This window comes from Allobosea sp., from assembly GCF_035999205.1.
Classification (GTDB): domain Bacteria; phylum Pseudomonadota; class Alphaproteobacteria; order Rhizobiales; family Beijerinckiaceae; genus Allobosea.
The window spans coordinates 45,166-61,722 of the sequence record NZ_DASYHA010000021.1; the positions used below are offsets into that span (position 1 = coordinate 45,166).

Here is a 16,557-nt window from a genome sequence, read left to right on the forward strand (position 1 = left end):
TTGCCTGATTCCCCGCCAGGGGGCATGAGGCTGGCCGCCGCTTCGATCCCGAAGTTGGTCGCAACAGGGTTAATGCGCAGTGAAGACGCGCGAGGCGCTTGTCGAAAATTTCCTGCCCGAGGCCGGCTCCGCGCCTGTCGAATGGGTCGTGGCCGAGGGGCTCGTCGGGTACGACGCAGCCGTCGCCGAGATGGAGATGCGCGCCGGCCTGATCGCCGACGGGCTCGCCCGCGAGCGGGTCTGGCTGGTCGAGCACCCGCCGCTCTATACCGCCGGCACCTCGGCGAAGGACGAGGACCTGATCGCGCCGGAGCGCTTCCCGGTGCATCGCAGCGGGCGCGGCGGGCAGTTCACCTATCACGGCCCGGGCCAGCGCGTGGGCTATGTCATGCTCGACCTGAAGCGACGCGAGCCGGATCTCCGGCGCTTCGTCGCGGCGCTCGAATCCTGGCTGATCGCCACGCTCGACGGCTTCAACATCCGCGGCGAGCGCCGCGAGGACCGTGTCGGCGTCTGGGTTCGCCGGCCGGAGAAGGGCGAGGGCGCCGAGGACAAGATCGCGGCCATCGGCATCCGCGTGCGGCGCTGGGTCTCGTTCCACGGCATCTCGCTCAATGTCGAGCCGGAGCTTTCGCATTTCGACGGCATCGTGCCCTGCGGTGTCAGCGACCACGGCGTCACCTCGCTGGTCGATCTCGGCCTGCCGCTGACGATGGCGGATGTCGATGTCGTGCTGCGCACCGAGTTCGAGCACATTTTCGGCGAGACCGTCGCCGCCTGAGGGGCGGTGCGGGTTCCGCCGATTTACCTCTCGTTGACCAAGCTCGCCCATCCTCCCGCCCCAGGACAGACGGAGAGGAAGGGACGAGATGATCAGAATCATGCTCGCAGCCGGCATCGCTGCGTGTCTTGCGGCCTGCACGAACACCGAGACGCGCATTGCCGGGGCGGCGGCGGGAGCCGGCGCCGGTGCGATCGTGCTCGGGCCAATCGGTGCGGTCGCCGGCGGCGCGATCGGGGCGGTGGCCGGGCCGTCCGTGACGGGCTCGATCAGCAAGGTGCAGGAATAGTTCGGCGACATCGAGCAAGCCGGGGCATGGCGGATTTGCGCTTCCGCCTCTGAGCATCCCCGCCGGTTGGCGTTTGCGACGCGGCGCGCCATAACCCGGTGAAGAAAACACCCTCTGGGAGCGCGCCGTGCCGATCATCGAGAGCAAGGTTGATCTGAATTCGGCCGAGACGCGCGCTAACGCCGCTGCCTGGGCCGAACTGCGTTCGGAGTTGCAGGGGCGCCGCGCGGCCGCTGCGCTCGGAGGCAATGCCAAATCGCGCGAGCGCCATACGGGGCGCGGCAAGCTGCTTCCTCGTGAGCGGATGCTGCGTCTGCTCGATCCGGGTTCGGCCTTCCTCGAGATCGGCTCGCTCGCCGCCTTCGGCATGTATGAGGGCGATGTCCACGGCGCCGGTATGATAGCCGGTATCGGCCGCGTCGCCGGGCGCGAGGTGATGGTGGTTTGCAACGACGCCACCATCAAGGGCGGCACCTACTACCCGATGACGGTGAAGAAGCATCTGCGCGCGCAGGAGATCGCGCGCGAGAACCGGCTGCCCTGCATCTACCTCGTCGATTCCGGCGGGGCGAACCTGCCGCACCAGACCGAAGTCTTCCCCGACCGCGAGCATTTCGGCCGGATCTTCTACAACCAGGCAACGCTCTCGGCCGAGGGCATCCCCCAGATTGCGGTCGTGATGGGCTCCTGCACCGCAGGCGGCGCCTATGTGCCGGCGATGTCCGACGAGACGGTCATCGTCCGGCAGCAGGGCACGATCTTCCTCGGCGGCCCGCCCCTGGTGAAGGCGGCGACCGGTGAGGTCGTCTCGGCGGAGGATCTCGGCGGCGCCGACGTCCATGCGAGGCTTTCCGGCGTCGCCGACCATTATGCCGGCGACGACTCCCATGCGCTCGCGATCGCTCGCCGCATTGCCGCCAATCTCAACAGCGTCAAGCGGCCGGATATCGATGTGGCCGAGGCCGTCGAGCCGCTCTACGACCCTGCCGAACTCGAGGCGGTCGTTCCGACCGACCTGAAGAAGCAATACGATATCCGCGAGGTCATCGCCCGCCTCGTCGACGGCTCCGAGTTCGACGAGTTCAAGAAGCTCTACGGCACGACGCTGATCACGGGCTTCGCGCGGATCCATGGCATGCCCGTCGGCATTATCGCGAACAACGGTATCCTGTTTTCGGAGAGTGCGCTGAAGGGCGCGCATTTCATCGAGCTGTGCTGCCAGCGGCGGATTCCGCTGCTTTTCCTGCAGAACATCACCGGCTTCATGGTCGGCCGCGATTTCGAGACGCGCGGCATCGCCAAGGACGGCGCGAAGCTGGTCACGGCGGTGGCCTCGGCGCGCGTGCCGAAGATCACGGTGCTGGTCGGCGGCTCGTTCGGCGCCGGCAATTACGGCATGTGCGGCCGGGCCTACAGCCCACGCTTCCTGTTCACCTGGCCGAATTCGCGCATCTCGGTGATGGGCGGCGAGCAGGCGGCGAGCGTGCTTGCGACCGTCCGCCGCGACAACATCGAGGCCGAGGGCAAGAGCTGGTCCGGTGCGGAGGAGGAGGCCTTCAAGGCGCCGATCCGCGACCGCTACGAGCAGGAGGGCTCGCCCTACTATGCCACCGCCCGGCTCTGGGACGATGGCATCATCCTGCCTTCCGAGACGCGCCGCGTGCTGGCGCTGGCCTTTTCCGCCTGCCTCAACGCCGAAGTGCCGGAGACGAAGTTCGGCGTGTTCCGGATGTGACGTGCCGGTGCGATGGGCCGCCCCTCCCGGTCCGGCCGGGAGGGAGTCCTTGTCCATGCATGGTAGGGAGCCTTCGCTCCCCACCTCCGTTTACGCTGTGGCGGCCGGGCCGCGTGTCAGGCGTCGCCGATGGGATTGACGACGCCCGCGAAGGTCAGGAGATCGGTCATCTCGAACTTGCCCGGCGTGCTGCCGAGGCTGGGCTTAAACTTGGGCGTCGCACTCAGATAGGATGCGGGATTGCCCTGTATGAGGCCGACGAAGACTTCGGCGACGATGGTCGCACCGACTGGGCCGAGATGCTCGCCCGAACCCTTCAGTTCGGCTTCCTTCAGGATGTAGTACCAGAGCGGCGTCGCCTTATCGAAGCCGTGCTTCCGGGCGACGACGCTGTCGGGCTTCGCGCCGCCTCCGATTTCCGCGGGAGTCAACGCCGGAAGGCCCATCTTTTTCGCAACCGCCTGGCCGGATGGCAGGCGCATCATCACGCCGCGCTTGAGATTGCGGAACGGCAGGATGGCGCCCGGCGTGGCCGGATCCACGCCAGGCAAGGTGTGCAGCGCCTCCACGACGAATGGATCGATCGGCTGGGCGAAATTGAACTCGAAGTTCGGCGTGCCGGGCGGCGTCTTGAAATCGAAGAAGCGTCGCCAATCGATCACCCAGTTGCTTGGAAGCACTGGCTGCGGCAGCGGTGTCGCCGGCGCCTGCAGAGCACCCACGATGCGCCCCGATTTCGCGGTGAAGTCGAACAGCAATGGCAGGGTCGCCACGGTGGCCCCGCCCGGCCGGAAGACGAAGTTGTGACTGTAGCCCTGCCGCACCATGCTGTGGCCGAAGCGATAGGCCGCCACGGCGAATTCGATCGGCATGAACGGAAATTTCGCGAAGCGAAAGTGCTTGCGGCCTGCCTTCATGATGCGTTCGGCAACGCCTCTTTCTCCGGTGATCGTTTCCAGGAACTCGTGAAGAACGATCCATTGATAGTGCCATGTCACGAGCTCGCGGGCTTTCGCGAAGACTTCGTTGGACGGCACGCCTTCCGCCTGCAGCTTGTCGACGACCTTGTTGTGGAAATTCATGAGGGCGACGTGCAATTGCGCGACGACCAGATTCTCGTCGTTGCGCGGGTCGCTGATGATCGCCATGCCGGTGACGGGGCTGCGCGGCAGATCATGGCCGACCTGGTCGGGTATCGTGCCCGCCGAGACGATCTTGGCGCTCTCGGCCGCGGTGCCGATCAGCAGCTTTGGGCCGATATGCAGGCCGACGGGATCCCGCTCGTAGAGAAAGGGTGAGCCGTCCTGGCCGAGGCCATAGAGCGAGTCGAGATCGGCGGTCGGTGTCCGGAAATTCTCCTTGCCCTGAGGGTCGGCGATCTTTTCGGAAAGGGATGTCGGATCGAAGGTGATGTCGTGGTCGATGAACTGGCCAAGATAGGTGAAGCCGGCCGGAATCTTCGAGTCGGCGCGCGCTAGGTCTTTCATGGCCTTGGCCAACTCGAGAAGGGCGTCGTCGCTCGCCTCGAGTGGTTGCAGATTGAACAGCTTGCCGAAAAGTCCGGGATTCTTGTTGGCGGGAGAGCTCAGAGAATCCGGTTTCGGATGTCGGCTACCAATTCCATGCATCGGCATAGCGAGACCTCCATGGTTGTGAGGCCTCCCATGTCACGGGAGGTGCGATGCGAATGTAATTGGAGGGCGAAGTTGAGTCGCCATTTTATGTTTACTGAGAATTATACGTACTTGCTAACATTGGTTTATTTTATTTCAAACATTCTCGGTTTCATTATTTCGCGTAGTATATCAATGTTTCACGGCGCGCTGTTGGCTTGCATTCCTTTTGGGTGTGTCGCGATTTCGAGGCGGGTAACGCCAAGGACGCGGCGAAGCTGGTCACGGCGGTCGCCTCGGTGCGGGCAAACACGGCACGTGCGGCCGGGCCTCTACACGATCCCTTTCTGTTCATTTGGCCAACCTTGCGCATCTCAGTGATGGGCGGCGCGCGTGCTCGTCATCGTCCACCGCGACCATATCGAGGCGGATGGCAAGACCTGGTCTGCCGGGTCGCGCGGTCGTCCTGCGACTGGGCTCATACCGGGCCGGGCGGGGGCGCGCGAAACGCCGCCAGGTCCCGGAGCGCAAGCGCGGTCCGCGACTGCGCCTGCCGCCGAAGGATCAGCGCTACCGTTCCCAGCGAGGCGAGCAGGAGCAGGGCGGGGCTGATGATCCAGGTGACAGCCGCGAGGGCGAAATAGTAGCTGCGCAGGCCGTGGTCATAGGCTTCGGCCACGCCCGTGATGATGTTTCCCATCGTCATGGACAGGCGCTCATGGGTGGCGTCGTCGAGGCCGGAGGCCGGAGGGGCCGCGCCGATCACGACGCCGGCGAAATTGGCCTGCCGGATCGCCCAGGTGAAGGATTGAAAGGCATAGACGGCGACGACGAGCACCAGCACGATCTTGATGTCGAGCGCAGTCGGCGCCGGGACCGCCAGCCAGTTGGCTACCGGTGGCTGCGCGCTCCGACCGAGATTCAGGTTGAACAGCACGCCGAGCAGTGCGCCGATCACGATGACCGAGGTCGAGGCGAAAAGGCCTGCGGTCGAGGTGATGACCGTGAGGATGGCGGTGTCGCCGATGCGGATGTCGCGTCTCAGGAGTGCGCCCATCCAGGCCCGGCGATGATCGACCATAGCTGCTGCGACGATCTTGGAATGCTTGCCGCGCCAGCGCAGGAACGGTGCGAGCCCGAGCCAGCAGGCCAGGAAGACCAGGAGGGCCAACACGTCCAATGCCGACAATCCGAACATGGATCTCTCCTGCTGCAATGTCCCGCGGGAGCGATCTTACCAAAGGTCATGACGAATTTGACCAGCGGTGAAGCGCGTCTAGTTCCCATACCAATCGCCGGGATCGACCCGGTCGCGGCGCTCGCCAGCCTTCAGCGTCACGACGATCGGCTTGTGCGAGGGGCATCTGGCGTTGAGGCCGCAGGTCACGAAGTCGGAATAGTAGGCCGGCGGCCCCGACCATTCCGCTGTCGTGGCGTGGACGTGGTAGCTGCCCGGCGGCACCTTCAGCTCGTAGATCGTGGCTCGGCCGCGCTTCGTCTTGCGCGTCGTGCAATGCGCCTCGCGCGTCGCCAGCGAGATGGCGCAGATGCGCATGTCCTGCGGGATGTGGTCGCTCGGATAGGAGAGGCTGCCGCTGATCGTCGCGAGAGGGCTCTGGGCTGCGGCATGACTGGTCGCAAGGCCGAGCAGCGCGATCGCGAGGGGGCGGTGCATCATCCCAGCACGAACGCCTCATGCACGGCGCTCTGCACGCCCCCGCCCATGATCGGTCCGCCGCCGGCGACGTGGATGGCGTCGCCGACGAGCGCCGCACCGAGGCCGTGGCGCGGGGTCAGCATCGGGGCATACTGCTCCCAGCCGTCGCTGGCGGGGTCATAGGCCTCCATCTGGCCAAAGACGCGGTTGGTGCCTTCGCCGCCCATCACGAAGACCTTGCCGCGATAGAGCACGGCGCCATGGCCGGAACGGGCGGTCGGCAGCGGGTTGCGCGGCGCCCATTTGTCGGTCGCCGGGTCATAGGCGTGGTGCAGGTTCGAGTTGGTGTGGAAGCTATCGACGCGGCCGCCGATGACGTGAATCAGGTTGCCGATCGCCAGCGTGCCGGTGTGGTCGCGCGCCGTCGGCATCGGCGTGCGCTCGCTCCACTTGTCGGTCTTCGGATCGTAGACGAGGTGCCAGTCGACCGAGCGCTTGGTCTCGGTGGTCTCGCCGATGGCGCCGCCGATGACGTGTAGCACGCCGTTCAGCCCGACCACGGCGGTGGAGCCGGCCGGGCGGGGCAGGGCGGCGATCTCGGCCCAGCGATCGGTCTTCGGATCCCACACGAAGCAGCGCGGATGCGGCTTGCGGTTCTGCTCGATGAAGCCGCCGATCGCGTAAAGCCTGCCGTCGAGGAAGGCGACGCCGACATGGTTGGCGCCGAGCGGCAGCGGTGCTGCGTCGGTCCAGCGATCGGCCTTCGGCTCGTAGACATGGTGATAAGGCCGGTCGACGCGCTGCTCGGCATAGCCGCCGACGATGTGCATGCGGTCTTCATTGGCCGTCGCCCAGGCCATCTCGGAGCGCGGCATGGGCAAGAGCGCCTTCGCGCTCCAGCGGCCGGGCTGCGCGGCCTTCGGCGCGGGGGAGTCAAAGACGTTTTGGCTGGTTGCCAGTTCCGGCTTCTGGATGCGGCCGGGCTGGTTCAGCCGCTCGTAATGGCCGCCATGGTGCTCGTGTCCGGGCTGCTGGGCCAAAGCGGGGGCGGCGATGGCGGCGCCGGCGGTGGCGAGCAGGCGGCGGCGAGTCAGGCTGGTCATGCGCGTTCTCCCATTTTTCCGCGAGAGTATGGGGGCATGCCGCGTTGGCAAGACACGGATGCGACAGATCGCGATGAAAGCGTGGGGGGCGCGCGCGAAAGCCTGTTCCGTCTGCCGAAGGCGCTGCTATGGTCGCGGCCCACCGATTGAAACGGTTTAGCCGACAAGAAAACTGAGGATACGCCATGTCGTCGCACAACAAGGTCGCCATCATCACCGGAGCAGGCTCGGGCGTCGGGCGGGCCGTGGCGCTCGCCTTTCTGAAGGACGGCTACCGCACCGTGCTGGCCGGGCGTCGCAAGGATGCGCTGGACGAGACGGCCGCGCTGTCCGGCGCGCCGGCGTCGCAGGTTCTGTCGGTGCCGACCGACGTGACCGACAAGGCCTCGGTCGCGAACCTGTTCGCCAAGACGAAGGAAGCCTTCGGGCGGGTCGACGTGCTGTTCAACAATGCCGGCGTCAATGCGCCTGGCGGCATCATGCTCGAAGATCTCTCGCTGGAAGATTGGCAGAAGGTCGTCGACACCAACCTGACCGGCCCGTTCCTGTGCACGCAGGAGGCCTTCAAGGCGATGCGTGATCAGCAGCCGCAGGGTGGCCGCATCATCAACAACGGCTCGATCTCGGCCCATGCGCCGCGGCCGAACTCGGTCGCCTACACGGCGACCAAGCATGCCATCACCGGCCTGACCAAGACCGCGTCGCTCGACGGGCGCAAATACGGCATCGCCGTCGGCCAGGTCGATATCGGCAATGCGCTGACCGAAATGGCGCGCAAGATGACGACCGGCGTGCCGCAGGCCGACGGCTCGATCAAGGTCGAGGCGGTGATGGACGTCGACAACGTCGCGACGACGGTGCTGCACATGGCCGCCCTGCCGCCGGAGGCGAACGTGCTGTTCGTCACGGTGATGGCGACGAACGCACCCTTCGTCGGGCGTGGGTGATCGGGGCTGGCTTACCGCCTTGCCGTCGAACCTCCTCGTCATTCTGGACGCAGCGAAGCGGAGATCCGGAAACCATCGAAGGGCGATGCGTTCTACGATGGATTCCGGAGCGGCGCCGCTTGCGCGGCTTGTCCGGAATGACGGTGTGGGGATGATCGATGCTGGAGCCTGAAGATGGCGGCGTTGGCGTGAGCCGGGCCATGGCCCGCGCCTACACGCTCACCATCTGGGGCATCGCGCTCGGCATCCTCGTCTTCGCCATTGGTGTCGTCGCCTGGGCGCTCGCCGTCGGCAACGCGCAACTGTTCAAGGACGGCGTCGATTGGGTCTATGACGTCGCGCTCTATGGCATCGCGGCGCTCGTGTTCGGGCGCGACGGCCGGGCCGAGCGATTGGCGGCGATGGCGATCGGCGCGGTGATGGCCGTGGCGGGGTTGCACACGTTCTACGATCTCGCCGCGAAGATCATTGCGCCGCGGCCGATCGAGGTCTGGGCGCTCGGCTTCTCGGCCGGCAGCGCTGTCGTCATCGCGATCCTGATCGTCGGCGTGCTCTGGCGCTTCCGGCGCGAGGACAATCCCGTCATCAAGGCGACCTGGCTGTCGTCGCGCAACGACGTGATCTCGACGACCGGCTTCGCACTGCTCGGCCTCGCTGCCCGCGTCGCGCCGGTGCGCTGGCCGGAATATCTGTTCGACCTCTTCGTCGCCGGTATCTGCTTCCAGGCGACATGGGCGATCTGGCGCTCCCTGCGCGGGAAGCCTGCCGATCCGCCTGTGCAGGATAAGGCGGCGACAGGGCAGGCGGCCGGGCTATAAAGGCGGCACGCCTTCCGAGGAATGCCGCCAAGGACTCTGGCCCATGTCGATCGCCGAGAAACTGCCCTCCATCCTGATCGCCAATCGCGGCGAGATCGCCTGCCGGGTCATCCGCACGGCGCAGCGCCTCGGCCTGCGCACGATCGCGGTCTATTCGGAAGCCGATGCCGAGGCGCTGTTCGTACAGATGGCGGACGAGGCCTACCCGATCGGTCCGGCACCGGCGCGCGAAAGCTATCTCGACGCCGACAAGATCCTGGCGGTCGCCAAGCAGGCCGGCGCCGCCTGCATCCATCCCGGCTATGGCTTCCTCTCCGAGAATGCCGATTTCGCCGAGGCCTGCGCGGCAGCCGGCATCGTCTTCGTCGGGCCGCCGGCTTCCGCGATCCGCGCGATGGGATTGAAGGATGCCGCCAAGGCGCTGGTCGAGAAGGCGAATGTGCCTGTGGTGCCGGGCTATCACGGGGCCGAGCAGGGTGCCGATTTCCTGCGGGGCGAGGCGCGCCGGATCGGCTACCCCGTCCTGATCAAGGCCGTAGCCGGCGGCGGCGGCAAGGGCATGAGACGCGTCGAGCGGCCGGAAGATTTCGACGAGGCGCTGGCGAGCGCCCAGCGCGAGGGACAGAACGCCTTCGGCGATGCCCGGGTGCTGGTCGAGAAGTATGTGCTCTCGCCGCGTCATGTCGAGATCCAGGTCTTCGGCGACAGCCATGGCAATGTCGTGCATCTCTACGAACGTGATTGCTCGCTGCAGCGCCGCCACCAGAAGGTGATCGAGGAAGCGCCGGCGCCGGGCATGACCGCTGAGGTCCGCGCCGCCATGGGAAGGGCCGCGACCGAAGCCGCCCGCGCGGTCGGCTATGTCGGTGCCGGCACGGTCGAGTTCATTGCCGACGGGCGCGAGGGGCTCCAGGCCGATCGCTTTTACTTCATGGAGATGAATACCCGGCTTCAGGTCGAGCATCCGGTGACGGAGGCGATCACCGGGCTCGATCTGGTGGGGCTGCAATTGAAGGTCGCGGCCGGCGAGCCGCTGGGCTTCGCTCAGCAGGACGTCCGCGCGACCGGGCATGCCGTCGAGGCGAGGCTCTATGCGGAGGATCCGGAGAAGGGCTTCCTGCCCTCGACCGGCAAGCTCTGGGCGCTGCAGTTTCCCGAGGGCGAGGGCATCCGCATCGATACCGGCGTCGAGGCCGGCGATACGGTGACGCCGTTCTATGACCCGATGATCGCCAAGGTCATCGCCCATGGCGCGACCCGCGATGAGGCACTGGACCGGCTCGGCGAGGCGCTGGGCGAGACCCTGGTCGCCGGCCCGCGTACGAACCTCGCCTTCCTCAAGGCGCTGACCGAGGCGCAGGGGTTCCGTGACGGGCCGTTCGACACAGGTTTCATCGAGCGCAACCTCTCGGCGCTCGGCGCCGAGCCGCAGCCGCTCGACGCGGCGGCGGTAGCGGCGGCGGCACTCCAGCTCGAGGAGGAGCGCCAGCTCGCCGGGCTGACGCTGGCGTCCGAGCGGGCCGATGGCGAGCATCGTTCGCCCTGGCTCGATGCCGACGCGTTCTCTCTGATGCCGCGCCCTCCGCTGGGTCTGCCGCTGAACGTCGATGGCGAGCGCATCGAGGCCCGGATCGAATGGCATGAGGACGGCGCCATCGTCAGCCTGCCGGGCCATGACATCGGTGAGGGCGAGCATGAGGTCGCTCTCGCCGAAGCCGAGCCAGGGGCCTATTTCGCGCTCCATCGCGGGCGGCAGACGGCGGTCTCGCTGTTCGATCCCTTCGGCGTCGATCTGGACGCGGCGGCGGGCTCGGGTGGCGTCGTCAAGGCGCCGATGCATGGCAAGCTGATCGCGCTCTTCGTGTCAGTCGGCGACGCGGTGGTGAAGGGCCAGCGCCTTGCCATCGTCGAGGCGATGAAGATGGAGCATGTGCTGACCGCTCCGCGCGACGGCACCGTCAGCGAGGTCGCGGGCGTGCCGGGCTCGCAGGTGGCCGAAGGGGCCAAGGTGGTGGTGCTGGGGGAATAGGCGAGGCCGTGGAGTCGGTTGCGGTCGTTCTTTCGCGGACTGATTCAGGGCCTCGCAGTGACGGCGAACTTTCTCGCTACCCCAACCGCCCGATGACCGGAAACTGCTCGGCTTCATAGATCTGGCCCGAGACCGGCGCACTCTCGTCCGAGAGCCAGAAGGCGGTGTGGGCAGCGATTTCCTCCGGCTGCATGATGCGCCCGCTCGGCGCGTTGCGGAGCGGCACGTCCTTCTCCCAGCCGGGCTTGCGGCCCTCTCGCTGCTGGGTCGCATCCTCGTTGGCGGTCCAGGTCCAGCCGACATTGAGCTGGTTGACGCGGATGCGCTCCGGTCCGAGCGCGTCGGCCAGGTTGCGGGTCATCGTCATCAGCGCGCCCTTCGACATGGAATAGACGGTCAGGTTCCGCAGGCCGCACCAGGCGTTGAGCGAGCCGACGGTGACGATCGCGCCGCCGGACTTCTGCCGGCGGAAGGCGCGGATGGCGGCCTCGGCGCAGAGCAGCGGGGCGCGGGTGTTGACGGCGAACATGTGGTCGAAGAACTCCGCCGTGGTCTCGCCGATGACGCCGCGCGGATAGATGCCGGCATTGTTGACCAGGCCGTCGATGCGCCCGAAGGCCTGCAAGGTTGCGTCGACGATGGCCTGGGCCGTCATGGGGTCGGCGAGGTCTCCGGTCGCTCCGTGCGTGGAGGATCCGAGTTTGGACACCGCCGCTGCCACCTCTGCCGGGTCGCGCCCGTGGATCAGGACCTTCGCGCCCTCATCGACAAGACGCTTCGCCATCGCCTGGCCGATCCCGGTCGAGGAGCCGGTGACGAGAATGACCTTGCCTGCAAGTCCGAGCATGAATGCCTCCCTGTTTTCGGCATTGATAGCGCAGTCCCGCCCGTCATGCTCGGGTCTGCGTTTCGCTTCGGCGGAGAACGATATGTGCCCTTGCCGCATCTGTGGAGAAATGCCGCAGGTGCTGGCCGGGTCGCCGCGTCGGCATTAGGTTGCGCGGCATGGCTCTCCACCTGCTCAAGCTCTGCGTCGGCGCGGAATCGATCAGCGACCTCGAGGAATGGATCGAGGAGCGGATGGCGCTGGAGCGCCGGCTGGGGCTGCCGCAGGAGCAGACCCACACGACCCGCATGGTGCCCAAGAAGATCGAGGAGATCCTCGATGGCGGCTCGCTCTATTGGGTGATCAAGGGCCAGATCTCGGCCCGCCAGCGTCTCACCGATATCCGTCCCTTCACCGATGGCGAGGGCATCGGCCGCTGCCATCTGGTGATGGAGCCGGTCGTGGTGCCCGTCGAGCCGCGGCCGTTCCGGCCCTTCCAGGGCTGGCGCTATCTCCAGGCCAAGGACGCGCCGCGCGATCTGACCGATCGCGGCAGCGGCCTCGGCGAGATGCCGGAAGAGATGCGGCGCGAGCTTGCCGGGCTGGGGCTGCTCTGAGCGCCGGGACGATTTTCCCTACAACATCTTTATGCCGATCAGGCTCGGCCACCATCGATAACCTATGGAGGTGGTTCTATCTTCTTGCATGCCGCCGGTCGTATCGGCCGGACGCATCAAAGTAGAACACCATGTTCAGAACTCTTGCCGTCGTCCTTTCCCTCGCCAAGCGGCTGGATGTCCGCCTCACCAGCGGCGTCGGGATGCATGGACGTTACCTCACCGGGCTGAACCGGGCCCGGCCTGCTCGGCGCGCCGCCCAGCGCCGCCGGTCCGCGCCGAAGCACTGGCCAACGACCTTCGCGACGCACTGAGAGCGCGGCCTGGCGCTGCCAGAGCCCAACCCGTCACTCCCCGATATTGTCGATCAGGCGCGTGCCGCCAATCCGCGCGGCGACCAGCAGGCGGATCGACAGGGCAGCATCTGACCGATTTCCGCCCTTCACCGGTGGCGAGGGCATTGGCCGCAGCCATCTTGTGATGGAACCGGGCGGGCCGCGTCCGCTCCGGACCTTCCAAGGCAGGCGATCTGCAGGCCAAGGATGCGGCGGCGCGAACTCCCGGGGTGGGCCTGCTCTAGCGGCGTCCTCAGCGCGTCAGGCCGAGGAAGGCGAAGGGCTTGGCAGGCACGAAGCTCGCCGTCGCGTCGCCGGCATAGGTGTGGTCCTGGTCCTGCCCGAGATCGAGCTTGCGGACACCTGCCGCGGGCGCGAAGTCGAGCTTCTTCAGGTCGACCCAGAACGTGTTCGGCGTCAGCGCCGATTCGAAGAAATACAGCTTGCGGGCATGGTCGACGACGGTGCGCCAGCGGGTCGAAGAAATGTTCGGCTGGTCGGGCGTCGTCAGACCGAAGGGCACCGAGGCATTGCGGATGACGCTGAAGACGCTGGCAAGGGCGCGATTGGGATCGTCGAACTTCGGAATGGCGTTGACGTAGAACGAGGCCCGGACGAAGCGGTCCGAGGCGCGGTTGGTGCCGGGCAGCATCACGGTGCCGCCTATCTGTTTCCAGTATTCGGCCAGCGCCAGTTGCTGGTCAAAGGTCGGCGAGTTGGTCATGACCTGGTACTTCCGGTCATGGTGGATCACCTGCCGGCCACCGATATACTCGATGATGGCGCTGTCGCCGGTAGGATCGGACATCGAGAGATGCAGCGTCGTCATGCGGGTCTCGCCCGGCACCGCGTCGGTGACGACGGTGAAGGGCTCCTTGCGCAGCGCCTCGACCGCCTCCGCGACCGTGGCGAAGTTGTCGAGCACATACTGCCCCCAGGCTGCGATGGTGAGGCCGGGCTTCGCGTTGGCGTCAAACTTCGGATATTCGGATTCGACCAGCCAGAGCAGGTTCACCGCGAGCCCCGCCTCGTTGAGGCCATCCGTGGTCGAGACGTCGTAGCCCGAGGCGACGACGCTGCCATACTTCGCAGTCCACTTGACCGAGTTCGGCCCGGCTTCGCCATTGCGCTCGATGCCCCGCGGCAAGGCCCAGAGATTGGTCGCGACATCGACCTTCCAGTCCATCGAGCGCGCGGTCATGACCTGCCCGTTGGCACCGAAATAGACCAACCGGGTGCAGGCCTGAGCGGCTGTGTCCGCGAGGAGTAGCCCGGCGAGGGCGAGCGCCGCGATCCGGCGGTTTGCCCGGTGCCTGAACCCCAGTCGACCTTGAAGCGCTTCGCTCATCATCGTCCTCCTGCCGCGGTCAGACCGGGATATTGTCGATCAGGCGCGTGCCGCCGATCCGCGCCGCGACCAGAATCCGGATCGGCCCGTCCGCCAGCGACGTCACGGGGGCCAGGGACTGGGCGTGGCGCGCTTCCAGATAATCGAGCTCGAACCCGGCGGTGATGATCTCGGTCTGCGCCTCGCTCACGGCTTGGAAGAGCGGATCCTCATTGCGGATGCGGACGGCGAGTGCCTGCATCACCTGATGCAGCAGCGGCGCCAGCGCGCGATGCTCGGGCGAGAGGTAGCGGTTGCGCGACGACATGGCGAGGCCGTCTGGCTCGCGGATGGTCGGCAGGGGCACGATCTCGATGCCGAGATCGAGATCGGCGGCCATGCGCGTTACCACCTTCATCTGCTGGTAGTCCTTCTCGCCGAAGACGGCGAGATCGGCGCGGCTCTGGGTGAAGAGCTTGCAGCAGACCGTGGCGACGCCCTCGAAATGCGTCGGGCGGAAGCGGTCGTCGAGGCCGACGGCCGCCGGACCGAGCAGCAAGACGCGAGTGGCGAAGCCGGGCGGGTACATTTCCTCGACCGGCGGAAAGAAGATCGCATCCGCGCCGGCTTCGACCAGCTTGGCGCAATCGTCGTCGAAGGTGCGCGGGTACTTCTTGAAGTCCTCATGCGGGGCGAACTGCGTCGGATTGACGAAGATCGTGGTGATCACGCGCCGCGCATGGCGCTGCGCTTCCTTCACCAGGGCGATATGGCCCTCATGCAGCGCGCCCATGGTCGGCACGAGGCCGACCTTCTCGCCGGCTGCGTGCCATCCAGCCACCGCGGCGCGCATCGCGGCCACCGTCTCGAATACCGCGATCCCGGTCATCGGCGTCACCTTCTTTCGTGTGCCTGTCGCTTCGCCGGCCCTCATCCCGAAGAGGGCTGTGAAGTGGGACGCGTCGTGTCCGCTGACGGGTAGCAAATGTCCGGAGAACCGCCAATATCATGCTGATGACTGACAAGACCGACAGGGCCCTGGACAAGACTGCCGGCGCGGGCGTTGGCTCCCGCCCATCGGCGCCGGGCGAGATCGACCGCTTCCTCGGAGCCGCGAAGCAATTGGCCCCGCTGGCGACGGGCCAGGCGGGGCGCCTCGTCTTCGCGCTCGACGCGACGATGAGCCGCCAGCCGACATGGGATCTCGCCTGCTCGCTGCAGGCGCGCATGTTCGATGTCGCGGCGACGAGCGGCGGGCTTGCCGTCCAGCTCGTCTATTTTCGTGGCTTTGGCGAATGCCGGGCCTCGGGCTGGATCGGCGAGCCGCGACGCCTGACCGGGCTCATGACGACGATCGCCTGCCAGGGCGGCCAAACCCAGATCGCCCGGGTCCTCAAGCATATCCGCGACGAGGCCAAGGCCGTGCCGATCCGCGCCTTCGTCCTCGTCGGCGATGCGATGGAGGAGGAGGCGGATACGCTGGCGGCGGTCGCCGGCGAACTTGGCCTGCGCGGTATCCGCGGCTTCCTCTTCCAGGAAGGAGACGACCCGGCGGCAAGCGCAGCCTTCGCCATGATGGCGCGCCTAACCGGAGGGGCGCATGCGCGCTTCGACGTGAATGCGCCGCACTCGCTGCTGGAGCTGCTGCGCGGGGCCGCGGCTTATGCCGCTGGCGGGCGCGAGGCGATGATGAAGCTCGCCGGCACGAGTCCGGCCGTACGCGGGCTGCTTGGCGCAATCGATGGAGATCGCCGGTGACGCTGCTCTACGGCATCCTGGCGGTGCTGTTGTTCTGGTGGTTGTCGAAGCTCTTCGCCAGCGCCAACCCGAAGATTCTGGCCAAGGTGGTGAAGAGCGGCGGCGGCGTGCTCTCGCTCGGCGTCGCCGGGCTGTTGATGATGCGCGGCCGGATGGACATGGCGCTGTTCATGGGCGGCATCGGTGCCTGGCTGCTCGGCTGGAGCGCGACCGGCCCGGGTGGAATCCGCTTTCCCTGGGGCCAGGATGCGGCCGCGACGCCCGGCGCGCGCTCGAAGGTCACCTCGGCGCTGCTCGCGATGGAGCTCGACCATGACAGCGGGGCGATGACCGGAACGGTCAGTGGCGGCAGCTTCGCCGGGCGCAATCTCGACGATCTGTCTCTCGCCGAGATCGGTGCGCTGATGCGCGAATGCCTGGCGCGGGATCCGGAAGGTGCCCGCCTGCTAGAGGCATATCTCGACCGCCGGTCGCCCGGCTGGCGTGAAGACGCTGATCGTCACCGCGACGCGGGGCAGGGCCGCGCGCCGGGCACGGGCGCGATGACGCATCAGGAGGCCTACGAGATCCTGGGGCTTCAGCCGGGGGCGGGCGAGGAGGCGATCCGCGAGGCCCATCGCGCCCTGATGAAGCGCATCCACCCGGACGCCGGGGGCACCAGCGGTCTTGCCGCTCGCGTCAACCAGGCCAAGGACGTCCTTCTGAAGTGAAGGGCCGGCGGG

16 protein-coding genes are annotated in these 16,557 nt (G+C 66.9%); 9 read left to right on the plus strand and 7 right to left on the minus strand.

All coding sequences use genetic code 11. From position 1 onward, the window contains the following. Window positions 1-79 precede the first annotated feature (79 nt). The 3 genes from lipB (at window position 80) to VGN82_RS10880 (ending at window position 2,805) form a co-directional block, all read left to right on the plus strand. Window positions 80-781, plus strand: a complete 702-nt coding sequence (gene lipB / locus VGN82_RS10870; RefSeq protein ID WP_327527038.1) for a lipoyl(octanoyl) transferase LipB — start codon at window positions 80-82, stop codon at window positions 779-781. Between the two features lie 88 nt (window positions 782-869). Next, window positions 870-1,070, plus strand: coding sequence for a hypothetical protein (locus tag VGN82_RS10875; protein ID WP_327527039.1), 201 nt, complete (start codon window positions 870-872; stop codon window positions 1,068-1,070). A gap of 127 nt (window positions 1,071-1,197) precedes the next feature. Further along, window positions 1,198-2,805 (plus strand): carboxyl transferase domain-containing protein, encoded by a 1,608-nt coding sequence (locus VGN82_RS10880; protein ID WP_327527040.1) that lies wholly within the window; start codon window positions 1,198-1,200, stop codon window positions 2,803-2,805. A 116-nt stretch (window positions 2,806-2,921) separates the two neighbouring features. Here VGN82_RS10880 and VGN82_RS10885 read toward each other — a convergent pair whose 3' ends face one another. The 4 genes from VGN82_RS10885 to VGN82_RS10900 all read right to left on the minus strand — a co-directional run bounded on the left by VGN82_RS10885 (window position 2,922) and on the right by VGN82_RS10900 (window position 7,178). Beyond that, window positions 2,922-4,292, minus strand: a complete 1,371-nt coding sequence (locus tag VGN82_RS10885; protein WP_327527041.1) for a peroxidase family protein — start codon at window positions 4,290-4,292, stop codon at window positions 2,922-2,924. Between the two features lie 604 nt (window positions 4,293-4,896). Beyond that, entirely contained in the window at window positions 4,897-5,616 is a 720-nt protein-coding gene (locus VGN82_RS10890) for a DUF599 domain-containing protein (protein WP_327527042.1), read from the minus strand. Window positions 5,617-5,694: 78 nt separating this feature from the next. Further along, window positions 5,695-6,096: a hypothetical protein gene (locus VGN82_RS10895; RefSeq protein WP_327527043.1), complete on the minus strand. Its 402-nt coding sequence runs from the start codon at window positions 6,094-6,096 to the stop codon at window positions 5,695-5,697. Then, window positions 6,093-7,178, minus strand: a complete 1,086-nt coding sequence (locus VGN82_RS10900) for a Kelch repeat-containing protein (RefSeq protein ID WP_327527044.1) — start codon at window positions 7,176-7,178, stop codon at window positions 6,093-6,095. The genes VGN82_RS10895 and VGN82_RS10900 overlap by 4 nt, the downstream gene beginning before the upstream one ends. 185 nt (window positions 7,179-7,363) lie before the next feature. Between VGN82_RS10900 and VGN82_RS10905 the strand changes: the two genes are divergently transcribed. From VGN82_RS10905 to VGN82_RS10915, 3 genes are all read left to right on the plus strand, one after another. After that, window positions 7,364-8,125, plus strand: coding sequence for an SDR family oxidoreductase (locus VGN82_RS10905; RefSeq protein WP_327527045.1), 762 nt, complete (start codon window positions 7,364-7,366; stop codon window positions 8,123-8,125). Between the two features lie 158 nt (window positions 8,126-8,283). After that, window positions 8,284-8,943 (plus strand): cation efflux transmembrane domain-containing protein, encoded by a 660-nt coding sequence (locus VGN82_RS10910; protein ID WP_327527046.1) that lies wholly within the window; start codon window positions 8,284-8,286, stop codon window positions 8,941-8,943. 43 nt (window positions 8,944-8,986) lie between these two features. Next, entirely contained in the window at window positions 8,987-10,972 is a 1,986-nt protein-coding gene (locus VGN82_RS10915; RefSeq protein WP_327527047.1) for an acetyl-CoA carboxylase biotin carboxylase subunit, read from the plus strand. Window positions 10,973-11,048: 76 nt separating this feature from the next. On the opposite strand, the gene VGN82_RS10920 is transcribed toward VGN82_RS10915, so the two are convergent. After that, a complete protein-coding gene (locus VGN82_RS10920) occupies window positions 11,049-11,819 on the minus strand; it encodes an SDR family NAD(P)-dependent oxidoreductase (RefSeq protein ID WP_327527048.1) in 771 nt (256 codons plus the stop codon). A 158-nt stretch (window positions 11,820-11,977) separates the two neighbouring features. Here VGN82_RS10920 and VGN82_RS10925 point away from each other — a divergent pair, with 158 nt between their 5' ends. Continuing rightward, entirely contained in the window at window positions 11,978-12,415 is a 438-nt protein-coding gene (locus VGN82_RS10925) for a DUF1489 family protein (RefSeq protein WP_327527049.1), read from the plus strand. A 588-nt stretch (window positions 12,416-13,003) separates the two neighbouring features. On the opposite strand, the gene VGN82_RS10930 is transcribed toward VGN82_RS10925, so the two are convergent. Further along, complete coding sequence (locus VGN82_RS10930; RefSeq protein WP_327527050.1) at window positions 13,004-14,098, minus strand: linear amide C-N hydrolase; 1,095 nt, start codon at window positions 14,096-14,098, stop codon at window positions 13,004-13,006. A gap of 19 nt (window positions 14,099-14,117) precedes the next feature. After that, window positions 14,118-14,966, minus strand: coding sequence for a pantoate--beta-alanine ligase (gene panC, locus VGN82_RS10935; RefSeq protein WP_327527051.1), 849 nt, complete (start codon window positions 14,964-14,966; stop codon window positions 14,118-14,120). Between the two features lie 125 nt (window positions 14,967-15,091). Between panC and VGN82_RS10940 the strand changes: the two genes are divergently transcribed. Together VGN82_RS10940 and VGN82_RS10945 are read left to right on the plus strand one after the other, a co-directional pair. Then, complete coding sequence (locus tag VGN82_RS10940; protein ID WP_414644280.1) at window positions 15,092-15,835, plus strand: VWA domain-containing protein; 744 nt, start codon at window positions 15,092-15,094, stop codon at window positions 15,833-15,835. Next, on the plus strand, window positions 15,832-16,545 hold the full coding sequence (locus tag VGN82_RS10945; protein ID WP_327527053.1) for a DnaJ domain-containing protein: 714 nt from the start codon (window positions 15,832-15,834) through the stop codon (window positions 16,543-16,545). The genes VGN82_RS10940 and VGN82_RS10945 overlap by 4 nt, the downstream gene beginning before the upstream one ends. Window positions 16,546-16,557 lie beyond the last annotated feature (12 nt).

Bases quoted from the DNA above. Each gene is read 5' to 3' on its own strand.
- VGN82_RS10875 (WP_327527039.1), top strand. From the start codon at position 870: ATGATCAGAATCATGCTCGCAGCCGGCATCGCTGCGTGTCTTGCGGCC.
- VGN82_RS10885 (WP_327527041.1), bottom strand. From the start codon at position 4,292: ATGAAAGACCTAGCGCGCGCCGACTCGAAGATTCCGGCCGGCTTCACC.
- VGN82_RS10890 (WP_327527042.1), bottom strand. From the start codon at position 5,616: ATGTTCGGATTGTCGGCATTGGACGTGTTGGCCCTCCTGGTCTTCCTG.
- VGN82_RS10895 (WP_327527043.1), bottom strand. From the start codon at position 6,096: ATGATGCACCGCCCCCTCGCGATCGCGCTGCTCGGCCTTGCGACCAGT.
- VGN82_RS10900 (WP_327527044.1), bottom strand. From the start codon at position 7,178: ATGACCAGCCTGACTCGCCGCCGCCTGCTCGCCACCGCCGGCGCCGCC.
- VGN82_RS10905 (WP_327527045.1), top strand. From the start codon at position 7,364: ATGTCGTCGCACAACAAGGTCGCCATCATCACCGGAGCAGGCTCGGGC.
- VGN82_RS10910 (WP_327527046.1), top strand. From the start codon at position 8,284: ATGCTGGAGCCTGAAGATGGCGGCGTTGGCGTGAGCCGGGCCATGGCC.
- VGN82_RS10915 (WP_327527047.1), top strand. From the start codon at position 8,987: ATGTCGATCGCCGAGAAACTGCCCTCCATCCTGATCGCCAATCGCGGC.
- VGN82_RS10920 (WP_327527048.1), bottom strand. From the start codon at position 11,819: ATGCTCGGACTTGCAGGCAAGGTCATTCTCGTCACCGGCTCCTCGACC.
- VGN82_RS10925 (WP_327527049.1), top strand. From the start codon at position 11,978: ATGGCTCTCCACCTGCTCAAGCTCTGCGTCGGCGCGGAATCGATCAGC.
- VGN82_RS10930 (WP_327527050.1), bottom strand. From the start codon at position 14,098: ATGAGCGAAGCGCTTCAAGGTCGACTGGGGTTCAGGCACCGGGCAAAC.
- panC (WP_327527051.1), bottom strand. From the start codon at position 14,966: ATGACCGGGATCGCGGTATTCGAGACGGTGGCCGCGATGCGCGCCGCG.
- VGN82_RS10940 (WP_414644280.1), top strand. From the start codon at position 15,092: ATGACTGACAAGACCGACAGGGCCCTGGACAAGACTGCCGGCGCGGGC.